The sequence below is a fragment of the Microvirga sp. genome (assembly GCF_014699075.1).
Classification (GTDB): Bacteria; Pseudomonadota; Alphaproteobacteria; order Rhizobiales; family Beijerinckiaceae; genus Microvirga.
Genome location: NZ_JACXAB010000003.1, coordinates 368,129 through 381,321 on the forward strand (window position 1 = coordinate 368,129; position 13,193 = coordinate 381,321).

Consider the following 13,193-nt stretch of genomic DNA (forward strand, 5'->3'; position numbering starts at 1 on the left):
ATATCAGCGTTAGCTTCAGATCTTATCTTACCCGGAAGGGCCAAACGATAATGCAACGCTTAGGTCAAATGCTTCAGCAGCTGGCGCGTCATCGGCGTCAGTGGGAAACCAACATGAAAGCCTCCACCGCAGCGGCGGCTTTCTTCGAAAACGCAACCGTGCCGAGCCGTCTGACAGAGACTGTCGGCTTCGGGTCCAATCCGGGCAACCTGCGCATGCTGACCCATGTGCCGGAATCCGTCTCCTCCTCTCCGGCTCTCGTGGTCGTTCTGCATGGCTGCACGCAAACGGCAGGGGGATATGATCATGGTTCCGGATGGTCCGCCCTGGCGGATCGCTACGGATTCATCGTTCTTTACGCCGAGCAGCAGGAGGCGAATAACCCGAAGCGCTGCTTCAACTGGTTCCAGGCCGGAGATATCGAGCGCGACAAGGGCGAAGCCCACTCGATCCGGCAAATGGTGGAACACACGATCAAGCAGCACAACGTGGATCGCGGCCGCGTCTTCGTCACCGGACTTTCAGCCGGCGGAGCGATGACGGCCACCATGCTCGCCACCTACCCGGAGGTGTTCGCTGCCGGCGCCATCATCGCAGGCCTTCCCTATCGCTGCGCCACCAGCGTCCCCGAGGCGTTCGAATGCATGTTCCAAGGCCAGACCCGATCGGCGCAGGAATGGGGTGGTCTTGTGCGCAACGCCTCATCCCATCAGGGACCGTGGCCCAAGGTCTCCGTCTGGCACGGCAGCGCTGATGCCACCGTGAAGCCGATGAACGCAGGCGAGATCATCAAGCAATGGACGGATGTCCATGGCCTCAAATCCAGTCCCAGCCTCAGCGAAACCGTCGACGGCTACCCACGCCGTGTCTGGACCAATGCGTCCGGCGATGACGTGGTCGAGGAATATGTCATCACCGGCATGGCCCATGGCACGCCGCTGGCCGTTGGCGACGATGAGAACAGCTATGGTGCGGCTGGCCCCTTCCTTCTCGATGTGGGCATCTCATCAAGCTACCGCATTGCGCAGTTCTGGGGTCTGACCGAGCAGAATGCCGACATCTCGCGCGTCAGCGCCCCATCGGAGCCTGCTCGACGCAACCCGTCTCCATTGGTCATTGACCAGCCTGCCGCAGATGAGTGGACGGCACAGGACGCCACACGCAAGCCGCAACAGGATCCCCGACATTCAAGGGCGCCGCACATGGATGTGGGTTCGGTGATTACGAAGGCTCTCCGGGCGGCAGGCCTCATGAAGTAGGCCTGTTCGAAGGCGAACAAGCGGGGGCCGGGCATCTGCGGGTGCCTGGCCCTTTTCACTTGTTCGATCGTTTTCTCTCCTGACTCAGCAGATCTTCAGGCTTGCGCTTCTCGCCTGTCACGCAATTCATGCTCGGCATGCTGGCCTGCGCCGGGACGATGCGAGGGGCAGCATCGATCCCTGCGATCTCACGCATGATCTTCGTGCGGATCACCATGGCGAACTGCTCGGGATCGTGCAGGGGCAGCACGAATGAGCCCACGCCGCCGATCACGCATTCCTTGAAGTAGAGGTCGAGATCGTGCAGCTCCGTGCTGCCTGAGGCTCGCTTGAACATGATCGGCAGTCCGTTGATGACGATGCCATCCGCAACAGCCTCATCGCGCGCGTAGGTAACGTGGCGGCCATCGTTGTTGGGACCGTCCCCGGATACGTCCACGACACGGCGGATCGGAGCCCCGCCCAATTGCTCGAACAGCTTGCGGGTATGATCGATGATGCCGGAGATCGATGTCATCCCAGCTTGGCGAATGGGCTGGTAGGAGAGATGATTGGCGAATGAAGTCGCCTTTTCAGGGCTGTCGATGATGGTCCACGGCACGAGAACGCGCTGATCCTTCACGCCCGACCATTCCACATAAGTGACGGCGATGCGGCCATTCAGGCCATTTGCGATGGCTTCATGCACGAGAGACGATCGGAACGCCTCCACAAAGCCCTCGCGCTGCAGACCCTGCTCTTCACCCTCCATGGACGAGGAGACATCAACGGCGATGACGAGCGCCACATCGAGTTCCGCTTCGGGAGCGATAGGCCCAGCTGCGAGAACTTTACCGGCCAGGAGACAAAACGCGAGAGTACTCAGGAGCCTGTTCGCCATGACCACCTCCGCTCCCGGCTCCGGGCTCATCGACCGTGGCCAAGGCTGCGCTTGGTCAACGCGCTGATCGAGCATTTGATACGCGGGGATAATCACAAATCTTGTGACCGCCGGATTGGACAAAAGCCAATCTTGAGATGTTTCTGATGCTTTTATCCTAGCAAAAGAATAGATTTTTCAATGACATAGCCCACAAAAATCCAACGTAACAAAATCCACTCTCTATACGCAGAGCAGACAAGGATCGGGCATTTCAGTAAAGTTCAATGACGTTACGCAAGGGGGCTAAAAAATGAAACCGGATATGGACCTGATCGGCGCTCTCACCAGCTTCTCCGTCGGCACGCTCGAGGGCCGGGACGCGATGATGGTGATTGAATTGGCCACCACGCCTGAGGAATACGAGCAGGGCATCCGGCGTCAGATGCCGGTGGCCATGACCCCTGAGCATGCCCGCGAACTCGGCGAAGCCCTCCTTCTGGCGGCCAAGGCGGCTCAGATGGGCGAGGCCCCCAGCTACACGATGAACTGATCCGTTTACGCGGGACTTTCTACCGGCACGTTCGGTAGGATCCCATGTCGAAGTGGAAATGATCGTGGTGAGCCTCGTTGTATTCGGGGCTGAGCACCACATCGAAAAAGCGACAGGCTCCATCTCTCAAGGCGCGCAAGAATGCCCTCTGGCGTTCATCGCCTCCAGCCCAGTCATCCTTCACCGTAATCTGCTGCCCGTCGGCAAGGACGAAGCCTGCAATGTCGATGGCGTTGGCGGTGGCATGCTCGCTGCGCCGTCCACCGGCCCGGTGATTGATGTTCCGGCACGCGTAAGTGCCGAAATGCGCGACCCTCACAATCGCCTGTCCGAGATGGTCCCGCGCGGCCGGGAGCAGGATGTGGTGTTCGAACAAGGCCCAGGCGACCGTCAGCGAGCAAGTGGCCGTGAAGCTCCCGCTCAAACTGACCGCGGATCGGGACACCTCGACGGCATTCGACAGCCCGCAGCCGTCCTCTGAGACACGATCCGGCACGGCTCTGTGTGAAATCCGTGACCCGTCCAGGACAGTCAGACACTGGCCACGATCACGCTCCAGGCGGGAGAGCTTCCATCGCGTCAGCCCATTGACCTCATCCGCAACCCTCAACGGCGTAAAGGGATTGAGCCTGTTCGGGATGTCGAGAAAGCCGGCCCAGATCAATGCTGACACAACAGCAAGCCCGAGCGCGAGGGCAAGGGCCAGTCGGATAAGGATGACCTGCATGATGCTGGAGCGGCGGAGCTGTTGAGGCTGATCGTTATGCACCCTTCTGTTCTAGGGCTGCCCTATACAGGATCCACCTGAACGCCAGTGTGCAGCATCCGTGAGAGATACTTTGAGGGATGATGGTCATGCGCTGCAGGCGCAAGGCAATAAAAAAGCAAGGCAGTTTCCTGCCTTGCTTGTGTAGAGACCTAATGTCTCGTGCGGTCGAAGAGATTCCCCTCCGACCGCAGTGACCTCTTAGATGGAGTCCTTGAGGTCCTTGGCCGCGCGGAAGGCGATCTTCTTCGAAGCCTTGATCTTCACGGGCTCGCCGGTCTGCGGGTTGCGGCCCATGCGGGCGGCGCGCTTGCGCACCTGCAGGATGCCGAGGCCGGACAGGCGGATCTTGTCGCCCTTCTTCAGGCTCTTGGCGATCATCTCGACCACCTGGGTCAACATCTCGTTGGCCTGGCGCTTGGGAACCTCGTGCATCTCGGAGAGACGATCGGCAATGTTGCGCAGCGTCAGGATCGGGGAAGCCGACGAGGCCGAAGCCTTCGTGGTCTTCTTCACAGTAGCCTTCGACGTCTTGCTGGCAGCCTTGGTCGCAGCCGCTTTGCCGGCAGCCTTGGCGGGCGCCTTTGCGGTCTTCGACGTTGCCTTTGCTGCAGCCTTCGGCGCCGCAGCCTTCTTGGCCGGGGCCTTCTTCGAAACCTTGGTTGCAGTCTTGGCCATCAGGAACTCCTTGTTTTCGACGGTGAATGCATAAGACAGCATTTCCTCATTAGCGCGTTCAGCCAGGAATTAAAGTGGCAAAGTTCATTTTACGCACAATAGACAAGGGATACTTGCCCATATCTCATCAAAGACTGCTGGAATGCTGCCTTGCATTCACAGGCCCCGCTTCGTGGCGCGGCAGATTCCGTTCGACTTCATGTGGCGCAGCCAGGGCTAGGGCTTGGAGAGAATCAGCTTGAGATTGGTCAAAGCGAGTTCTTGGCACGCCTGCGCTTGATTCCCATTGTTCGATGGATCAAGGGAATGAGTGCAACATTCGGATCGACAAAGCGCCTCGTCCCATCATATTCCCTAGCGGGATAGAACAACGACGGTGAGAGCATGACACGGGTCGCCTGCATTGGGGAATGCATGATCGAGCTTCGGGAGGAGGCCGACGGCAGGCTCTCCCGCAGCTTCGGTGGGGATACCCTCAACACGGCCGTGTATCTCGCCCGCCTCGGCACACAGGTGGATTACGTCACTGCCTTGGGGGACGACAGCTGGAGCGACGAGCTGATCGCAGCCTGGATAGCGGAGGGCGTGGGCACAAGCCGCGTGCTGCGCCTGCCCGGTCGTCTGCCGGGCCTCTACATCATTCAGACGGATCCCAAAGGCGAGCGCCGGTTCTCCTATTGGCGCGAGACCGCAGCCGCCCGCCTGCTCTTCCAGGCCCCTGAAGCCCGTACGATCATCGACTCCCTCGCCGGCGATGACCTCGTCTATTTCTCCGGCATTTCGCTGTCCCTCTACGGCGATGAAGGGCGCGGGCGTTTGTTCGAAGCCCTGCGCGCGATACGCTCGGCCGGAAAGCGCGTGGCCTTCGACACTAATTTCCGCCCGCGGGGCTGGCCCGATCAAGCCATTGCGCGGAAGGCCTTCCGGCAGGCCTTCGAATGCGCCGACATCATTCTTGCCTCCACGGAAGATCTTGAGCTGCTGTTTGAACATGCCGGCACAGATGAAGTGCTGGCCTTCGCGGATCGGGCGGAGACCGTCCTCAAATGTCCGGACCTGACGTGCCGGGTGATGGTGCAGGGCAAGGAGATCGTCGTTCCGGGCAAACCTGCGGACGACGTCGTGGACACGACCGCCGCCGGCGACAGCTTCGCGGCGGCCTATCTTCACGCACGCCTTCTCGGCAAGGACCCTGAGGCAGCAGCCCAGGCAGGACACCGTCTTGCGGGCCAGGTGGTTCGCCATCGCGGCGCGATCATTCCTCGCGACGCCATGCCGAAGCCGTAACATATCGTTCAAGGAGTTCCTCGGATGACCCAAGATCTGTCAGCTCTGGCTGAATCCCGCGACCGGCAACTTGCCGATTTGCTCCGCTCCGGCCCCGTCGTTCCGGTCATCACGCTTGAGCGCGTGGAGGATGCGGTTCCTCTCGCCCGCGCCCTTGTGGCGGGCGGGCTGCGCCTTCTCGAAATCACCCTGCGCACACCGGCCGCCGCCGATGCGGCGGCGGCGATCATCCGTGATGTGCCGGACGCCATCGTGGGCATCGGCACAGTCCTGACACCCAAGGACTTGGAGCGCGCCCAGGCGCTCGGCGCCCGTTATGCCCTGAGCCCCGGCGCCACGCCGGACCTGCTCGATGCGGCGTCCCGAAGCACGATGCCGTTCATCCCCGGCATTGCTACGGCATCCGAGTTGATGATGGCGCTGGCTCATGGCTTCCAGACCGTCAAGTTCTTCCCTGCCGTTGCAGCGGGTGGCATTCCCGCCCTGAAGGCTCTTGCAGGACCGTTCCCGCAGGCGCGCTTCTGCCCCACGGGCGGCATCGACGAGAAGAACGCCAAGGATTGGCTTGCCCTTCCCAATGTCGTGGCTATCGGCGGCTCGTGGATCTGCTCAACCGCCGACATACGCGCGCAGGCATGGGATGAGATCACCGCGAAGGCTCAAAGAGCAGTAGCTTCAGCGAAGGCCTGAGGCCATTCCTCGCATTTGGTAGGATTGTCAGGCCCCTCCCCCGTGGCGATACTTCCGCCTAACGGGGAGGACCAGACATGGCTTCGAGCATCTACGACACCGATCTCGACAAGAACCCGGCGAACTACCAGCCGCTGACGCCCCTCAGCTATCTGGAGCGCGCAGCCGGCGTGCATCCGGACAGGATCGCCGTTATTCACGGCCCGTTGCGGCGCAACTATCGCGACCTCTATGCACGCGCACGACGCCTCGCCTCCGCCCTGGCCCAGCGCGGCATCGGGCGGGGCGATACGGTGTCGGTGATGCTGCCCAACACCCCCGCCATGGTCGAATGCCACTACGGTGTGCCGATGGCCGGCGCAGTGCTCAACACTCTCAATACCCGCCTTGATGCGAAGATCATCGCCTTCTGCCTGGAGCACAGCGAGGCCAAGGTTCTGATCACGGATCGGGAATTCTCCGGCACCGTCAAAGCTGCTCTCGAAATGAGCGCGAACAAGCCTCTGGTGATCGACTACGACGACCCGGAGTTCACCGGCTCGGGCGAGCGCCTCGGCACCATGGAATACGAGGAGTTCCTGAGCCAGGGCGAACCGGATTTCGCCTGGAGCCCTCCGCAGGACGAGTGGGACGCGATCACGCTCAACTACACCTCCGGCACCACGGGCGATCCGAAGGGTGTCGTCTATCACCATCGCGGCGCCTACCTGCTCGCCATGGGCAACATCATCACGGGCGGCATGGGCCAGCATCCGGTCTATCTCTGGACCCTGCCCATGTTCCACTGCAACGGCTGGTGCTTTCCCTGGTCGCTCTCCATCGTGGCGGGCACCCATGTGTGCCTGCGCGCCGTGCGGGCCAAGCCCGTGTACGATGCGCTCGCCGATCACAAGGTCACCCATCTGTGCGGCGCGCCCATCGTCATGTCGACGCTGCTCAATGCACCTGAGGCCGAGAAGCGGCCCGTGCCGCATACGGTGAAGTTCATGACTGCGGCGGCTCCACCGCCGGAAGCGGTTCTCGCCGCCATGAAGAGTGCAGGCTTCGACGTCACCCATGTCTATGGCCTGACGGAAGTTTATGGCCCGGCCGTCGTCAATGAGTGGCACCAGGAATGGGATGATCTAATTTCCAGCGAATACGCGGCGAAGAAGGCGCGCCAGGGCGTGCGCTATCCGGTGCTCGAATCCCTCGATGTGCTCGATCCCGAGACCCTGCAGCCCATACCCGCGGACGGCCAGACGCTCGGCGAGGTGATGTTCCGCGGCAATGTGGTGATGAAGGGCTATCTCAAGAACCCGGCCGGCACCGCCAAGGCCTTCGAGGGCGGCTGGTTCCATTCCGGCGATCTCGGCGTGAAGTACCCGGACGGCTATGTGCAGCTGAAGGACCGCTCCAAGGACATCATCATCTCCGGCGGCGAGAACATTTCCTCCATCGAGGTGGAGGACGCGCTCTACAAGCACCCGGCCATTCAGGCGGCGGCCGTCGTGGCGATGCCCGATGAGAAATGGGGCGAGACGCCCTGCGCCTTTGTGGAAGTGAAGCCCGATCAATCCGTTTCGACTGAGGACATCATCGCCTGGTGCCGGCAGAACCTCGCATCCTACAAGTGCCCCCGCACGGTGATCTTCACAGAGCTGCCCAAAACCTCCACGGGTAAGATCCAGAAGTTCCAGCTACGCGAGATGGCGCGGGCCTACAAGGCAGCGAGCTAGCCGAGGGGCGTGTCAGCGCCCCTTCCACACGGGCTTGCGCTTCTCGATGAAGGCATCAATACCCTCTGCGGCATCTTCCGCCATCATGTTGCAGGCCATGACGTTGCCCGCATACGCATAAGCCTCCTCCAGGCTCATGGAGCGCTGGCGGCTGAACATAGCCTTGCCCGTGCGGATGGCGACCGGGCTCTTTGCGCAGATGCTTGCCGTCAAGGCGGTGACCGCTTCGTCGAGTTCCCCATCCGGCGCTACGCGGCTGACGAGCCCAAAAGACAAGGCCTCGGCGGATGAGATGAAGCGGCCTGTCACCAGCATGTCGAAGGCATGCTTCGGCGAGACGTTGCGCGAGAGGGCCACCGCGGGCGTGGAGCAGAAGAGTCCCACATTGATGCCCGAAACCGCGAAGGTCGCGCTTTCCGCCGCAACGGCTAAATCGCAGGAGGCCACCAGCTGGCACCCTGCGGCGGTGGCCATGCCGTGCACCCGGGCGATCACCGGAACCGGCAGGTTCACGATGGCCTGCATCACCCGGCTGCATCGGGTGAACAGGGCATCGTAGTAACCCTGGCGCGGGTTGGCCCGCATCTGCTTGAGGTCATGACCGGCGCAGAAAGCCTTGCCCGATGCCGCGATGACAACGCAGCGGGCGGCCTCATCCTGCCTCAGATCGTCGAGCGCTCCTTGGAGTGCCGCCAGCATCTCCTCGGACAGGGCATTGAACTGAGCCGGACGGTTGAGGGTGAGCGTGACGACCCCGCCCTGCTCCTCCCGCAGCAGGATGCTCTCGTCAGACAAAGTCTGCTGGGCGCTCATGGCTGCTCTCCTTTGGATTCGAACCCGTTGTTTGAGGAATCCAACCTGAATAAGCTCGAACTTGCAAGAAGCCGGCGGAGGAACGCCACCTCCGTGCGTGGCCGAGGATAAAAGAGGTGTCCCTGTGAGCAAGCCGATCAGCCGTTTTCCCGTTCCCGAAATCGCCGCTCTGCCGGAGGACATCCGCACGCGCATCCTGACCGTTCAGGAAAAATCCGGCTTCGTGCCCAACGTCTTTCTGGTTCTCGCCCGTCGGCCCGACGAGTTCCGGGCCTTCTTCGCCTATCACGATGCCCTGATGGGCAAGCCCGGCAACCTCACCAAGGCCGAGCGCGAGATGATCGTGGTGGCCACCAGCAACGCCAACCAGTGCCAATATTGCGTCATCGCCCACGGGGCGATTCTGCGCATCCGCGCCAAAAACCCCCAGATCGCCGATCAGGTCGCCGTGAACTACCGCAAGGCCGACATCACACCCCGGCAGAGGGCCATGCTGGACTTCGCCATGAAGGTGGCGCTCGAGGCTCACACCGTTGGTGACACGGACATTGCCGCTCTGAGCGACCACGGCTTCAGCGAGGAGGATGTGTGGGACATCGCGGCGATTGCCGCGTTCTTCGCCATGTCGAACCGCCTCGCCAATGTCAGCAACATGCGGCCGAACGACGAGTTCTATTTGCTCGGCCGTGTCGAGCAGCAGGCTTAAGGCAGCAGCACCTTGCCCGGATTGAGCCGGTTGTCGGGATCGAGCGCCCGCTTGATGGTGCGGGCAAGATCCATCTCGGCGGAGGCGCGATAGCGGGCGAGTTCACCAACGCGGTATTGGCCGATGCCGTGCTCCGCCGAGATGCTGCCGCCGAAAGCCGCCACTACGTCATGGACGATGCGGTTCACAACGCCTGGATCGTGATCGGGTCCAACGATTATGTTGTAGTGGATATTGCCGTCACCCAGATGCCCAAAGGCGTTCACGCGCGTTCCAGGCGCTCCGGCAGCCAAGGCCTCGCCAGCCTCCGAAAGAAAGCGCGGCACCTCCGTCAGCGGCACCGAGACGTCATGCTTGACGCTCTTGCCCTCGCGCGCTTCCGATTCCGTCACATGCTCGCGCAGGGCCCAGAGCTGGGCCGCTTGTGCGCCCGACTCGGCGATCACGCCATCCAACGCGATCTCCTGCTCGAAGGCTGTGCCGAGCATGGTCTCGGCGGCTTCGCGCAGGCCTGCGAGGCTGGAGGCCGCCTCGACCAGCACGAACCACTCCCCTTCCGCGATGGGAGCCTTCAGACCGGCATGCTTGGCGACAAGCTGCATGGAGGTGGCGGAGATCAGCTCGAAGGCGGAAATCTGGTCGCCCAGCTCGTCCTGGGCTAGGGCCAGGAGCCGCAGGGCAGCCGCAGGATCGGCCACCGAGAGCAGCGCTGTGACAGAGTGCTTCGGCCGCGGCAGGAGCCTTAAAGTGGCCGCCGTGACGACTCCCAGCGTGCCTTCGCTGCCGATGAAAAGCTGTTTCCAGTCATAGCCCGCATTGTCCTTGCGCAGCCGGCGAAGGCCGTTGGCGATGGTGCCATCCGGCAGAACCACTTCGAGGCCGAGCACGAGGCTGCGGGTCATGCCGTAGCGCAGCACGTTCACGCCCCCGGCATTGGCCGCCACGACCCCGCCGATGGTAGCCGATCCTTCCGCCGCCAGACTGATCGGCAACAGGCGGCCGGCGGCAGCGGCGGCGTCCTGCGCGACTTTCAGGATGCACCCCGCCTCCGCCTCGATGGTCAGGCCGACGGGATCGACATGGCGGATGGCCGCCATACGGTTCAAGGAGAGGACGACCTGGGTGCCGGACGCATCCGGAACTGCTCCGCCGGCCAACCCCGTGTTACCGCCCTGGGGCACGATTGCCACTCCGGCCTCGCGGCAGACCTGCACGATCGCCGCGACCTGCTCGGTCGATGAAGGGCGTACGACGCAGGCGGGCTTGCCGGGGAAAAGCTTGCGCCAGTCCACGGCATAGGGTTCGACGTCGGAAGGGTCCGAGACGACGCCCATCGGCCCGACAAGGCCGGTCAGGCGTTGCAGCAAATCCGTCGGCATCGTCATCGCAAAACCCTCGTGGCCGCCATTCACGGCATGGCTCACCGCTCCTGACCGATCATGGCGGGATCGTCAACGCGACATCCACGAGAGGCAGGGAGAACGAAGCAGGGTTACGCTCACTTCTTCCCCGATCCGGGCTCGGCCATCTTGCGGTGCTGCTCGGCGAGCATGCCGGCCGGGGTCACGGAGGCCAGAACGGTGGTGAACTTGTTCTTCCACCCGCTCACCACGTCGCCATCGCCGCGCATCATGGCATCGAAGCCAACCTTGGCCACATCGGCCGGATCGTCCTTCTTGTCCTGCCCGACTTTCGTATCCTCCATGTCGGCGCGTTCGAAGAACTCGGTGTCGGTGGCGCCGGGCATGAGGCAGGTCACCGTCACGCCTGTGTCCTTCAGTTCGTTGCGGAGCGCGAACGAGAAGGAGTCGATGAAGGCCTTGGTGCCGTTGTAGACCGCCTGGAACGAACCCGGCATGAAGCCGGCTATGGAACCGGTGATGAGGATGCGCCCCTCACCGCGCGTCCGCATATCGCGCCCGACCTTCTGGATGAGATAGATCGTGCCAGTGATGTTGGTGTCGACCACATGGCGCACCTGAGCAAAGTCCTGGTCCAGGAAGGCATGCCCGAGGCCATGTCCCGCATTGGCGAGCAGCGCGCCGACGGGCCGACCCTTCACAGCCGCGTAGAGCTTATCGACGCCCTCGATGGTGGCAAGGTCAACTTCAAGCGCATCGACAGCGGCGCCGAGAGCTTCGAAATCCTTCGCAGCATCGCGAATGGCCGCCTGATCGGCCGCGATCAGCAGATCATAGCCGTTCTGGGCGCAGAGCTTGGCAAGCTCATACCCAATACCCGTTGAGGCTCCGGTGACGATGGCGAGTGGTCTGGAAGTATCCGGCATGGCGCTCTCTTTCGCAGGTGTGACGGCATTCAACCGGCCACTGCTGGAGACGCGTGAGCCCGGCGCATAGGCTTGAACTCCCGGGGGACGCGAGAGTTCAATAGCTTGCCGCGACTGGCGGCAGGCTTCGTTCATGGAGCATTCCCGGTCCAGTTGAAAACCAGCTCCGGAGCCAATCCCACCCGGTTGCTTTCGCCCGGATGGCAAGATACCTTCACCATAACAATAACGACAGATCAGGCCCGGACGGGTCGGCAGTCGGGAGAGGCGCTCTTGGTTCCGCAGGCAACGGTGACGCTGTGCATCGCAGTGAGGGATGGCGCATACGGGCACGGCAGAGCCCTTGACGCACCCGAGCGTGCCGCCGGGATGAACTTTGCCGAATGTGCAATGCGTGCACCTCCAGCGCCCTGCCGGAACAGGCCTGCATCAGCCCTTCCATTGTCGATGTTTCCAATGCTGCTCGACCTCCAGGGAAGTGCCGATGACTCTCGCTCTTGATGGCGTCTCGAAGAAGGTCGGAGCCTCCACCCACATCGAGGATGTCAATCTCACCCTGGAGCGCGGCACCCTCAATGTGCTGCTCGGCGCCACATTATCCGGCAAAACCTCCCTCATGCGGCTCATGGCCGGGCTCGATGCGCCGACGAGCGGTCGCGTGATCGTCGAAGGCAAGGATGTGACAGGCTGGGCCGTGCAACGGCGCAGCGTCGCGATGGTCTATCAGCAGTTCATCAACTATCCCTCGCTCACGGTCTACGAGAACATCGCCTCCCCCTTGCGAGTCTCCGGCGCAGCACAAAGCGACGTCGATGCGCGCGTGCGCGATGCCGCCAAGCTTCTGAAGCTTGAGCCCTATCTCGACCGCAAGCCGCTCAATCTCTCCGGCGGCCAGCAGCAGCGGACCGCCATCGCGCGGGCGCTGGTAAAGGGCGCGGATCTCGTCCTCCTCGACGAGCCGCTGGCGAACCTCGATTACAAGCTGCGGGAGGAACTGCGCGAGGAGCTGCCGAGGGTCTTTGCAGCCTCGGGGGCGATCTTCGTCTACGCCACCACCGAACCCTCCGAGGCCCTGCTTCTCGGCGGCAACACGGCCACCCTGTTCCAGGGTCGAGTCACGCAGTTCGGGCCTACCCCGCAGGTTTACCGCCAGCCGCACGATCTGGTCACGGCCCGCGTCTTCTCGGATCCTCCAATCAACACCCTGAAAGCCCGCAAGGCTGATGGCAGTGCGACTTTGAGCACCGGCGGGCAGGTTCCTGCGGTTGGGCCTCTCGCCAGCGTTCCCGACGGCGAATACACGGTCGGGTTCCGGGCCCATCATCTCACCCTCGAGCCCACCGGCACCCATGAGATCGCGATTCACGCGACCGTGTCCGTGGCCGAGATCACAGGTTCGGAGAGCTATGTGCATCTCGATGCTGGCGACCACCGCTTCGTGGCTCTTGTGCCCGGCGTGAGGCGCTTGGAGCCGAAGTCTCAGGTAACCGCCTATCTCGATCCCCGCCGCCTCTTCCTCTTCGATGAGCATGGCCGGCTCGCCGCGGCCGATCCGGCCCAGAAAGCCGCGTGAGGAG

Annotated in this window: 13 protein-coding genes; 7 read left to right on the plus strand and 6 right to left on the minus strand. The window is 62.6% G+C overall.

What is annotated here, in order from left to right; genetic code table 11:
* The first annotated feature begins 50 nt into the window (after window positions 1-50).
* Entirely contained in the window at window positions 51-1,259 is a 1,209-nt protein-coding gene (locus tag IC232_RS07225) for an alpha/beta hydrolase family esterase (RefSeq protein ID WP_190844249.1), read from the plus strand.
* A 55-nt stretch (window positions 1,260-1,314) separates the two neighbouring features.
* Here IC232_RS07225 and IC232_RS07230 read toward each other — a convergent pair whose 3' ends face one another.
* Entirely contained in the window at window positions 1,315-2,139 is an 825-nt protein-coding gene (locus IC232_RS07230) for a DUF1194 domain-containing protein (RefSeq protein ID WP_190844250.1), read from the minus strand.
* 292 nt (window positions 2,140-2,431) lie between these two features.
* Here IC232_RS07230 and IC232_RS07235 point away from each other — a divergent pair, with 292 nt between their 5' ends.
* Window positions 2,432-2,671 (plus strand): hypothetical protein, encoded by a 240-nt coding sequence (locus IC232_RS07235; RefSeq protein WP_190844251.1) that lies wholly within the window; start codon window positions 2,432-2,434, stop codon window positions 2,669-2,671.
* Between the two features lie 19 nt (window positions 2,672-2,690).
* On the opposite strand, the gene IC232_RS07240 is transcribed toward IC232_RS07235, so the two are convergent.
* Together IC232_RS07240 and IC232_RS07245 are read right to left on the minus strand one after the other, a co-directional pair.
* Window positions 2,691-3,440: an extensin family protein gene (locus IC232_RS07240; RefSeq protein ID WP_210335248.1), complete on the minus strand. Its 750-nt coding sequence runs from the start codon at window positions 3,438-3,440 to the stop codon at window positions 2,691-2,693.
* Between the two features lie 198 nt (window positions 3,441-3,638).
* Window positions 3,639-4,115, minus strand: coding sequence for an HU family DNA-binding protein (locus tag IC232_RS07245; protein ID WP_190844252.1), 477 nt, complete (start codon window positions 4,113-4,115; stop codon window positions 3,639-3,641).
* A 384-nt stretch (window positions 4,116-4,499) separates the two neighbouring features.
* Here IC232_RS07245 and IC232_RS07250 point away from each other — a divergent pair, with 384 nt between their 5' ends.
* The 3 genes from IC232_RS07250 (at window position 4,500) to IC232_RS07260 (ending at window position 7,810) form a co-directional block, all read left to right on the plus strand.
* Window positions 4,500-5,402 (plus strand): sugar kinase, encoded by a 903-nt coding sequence (locus tag IC232_RS07250; RefSeq protein WP_190844253.1) that lies wholly within the window; start codon window positions 4,500-4,502, stop codon window positions 5,400-5,402.
* 24 nt (window positions 5,403-5,426) lie between these two features.
* Window positions 5,427-6,092: a bifunctional 4-hydroxy-2-oxoglutarate aldolase/2-dehydro-3-deoxy-phosphogluconate aldolase gene (eda, locus tag IC232_RS07255; RefSeq protein WP_190844254.1), complete on the plus strand. Its 666-nt coding sequence runs from the start codon at window positions 5,427-5,429 to the stop codon at window positions 6,090-6,092.
* A gap of 77 nt (window positions 6,093-6,169) precedes the next feature.
* Entirely contained in the window at window positions 6,170-7,810 is a 1,641-nt protein-coding gene (locus IC232_RS07260; protein WP_190844255.1) for an acyl-CoA synthetase, read from the plus strand.
* Window positions 7,811-7,822: 12 nt separating this feature from the next.
* Here the strand turns inward: IC232_RS07260 and IC232_RS07265 are convergent, their stop codons facing one another.
* On the minus strand, window positions 7,823-8,623 hold the full coding sequence (locus IC232_RS07265; RefSeq protein WP_190844256.1) for an enoyl-CoA hydratase: 801 nt from the start codon (window positions 8,621-8,623) through the stop codon (window positions 7,823-7,825).
* 124 nt (window positions 8,624-8,747) lie between these two features.
* On the opposite strand from IC232_RS07265, the gene IC232_RS07270 reads away from it, so the two are divergent.
* Window positions 8,748-9,329, plus strand: a complete 582-nt coding sequence (locus IC232_RS07270) for a peroxidase-related enzyme (RefSeq protein ID WP_190844257.1) — start codon at window positions 8,748-8,750, stop codon at window positions 9,327-9,329.
* On the opposite strand, the gene IC232_RS07275 is transcribed toward IC232_RS07270, so the two are convergent.
* The gene (locus IC232_RS07275) at window positions 9,326-10,714 is read right to left on the minus strand and encodes an FAD-binding oxidoreductase (protein ID WP_190844258.1); all 1,389 of its coding nucleotides are present in this window, start codon (window positions 10,712-10,714) and stop codon (window positions 9,326-9,328) included. The two genes, IC232_RS07270 and IC232_RS07275, sit on opposite strands and share 4 nt — an antisense overlap.
* Before the next feature lie 113 nt (window positions 10,715-10,827).
* Complete coding sequence (locus tag IC232_RS07280) at window positions 10,828-11,616, minus strand: SDR family NAD(P)-dependent oxidoreductase (protein WP_190844350.1); 789 nt, start codon at window positions 11,614-11,616, stop codon at window positions 10,828-10,830.
* A gap of 484 nt (window positions 11,617-12,100) precedes the next feature.
* Between IC232_RS07280 and IC232_RS07285 the strand changes: the two genes are divergently transcribed.
* Window positions 12,101-13,189: an ABC transporter ATP-binding protein gene (locus tag IC232_RS07285; RefSeq protein WP_190844259.1), complete on the plus strand. Its 1,089-nt coding sequence runs from the start codon at window positions 12,101-12,103 to the stop codon at window positions 13,187-13,189.
* The last annotated feature ends 4 nt before the right edge of the window (window positions 13,190-13,193 follow it).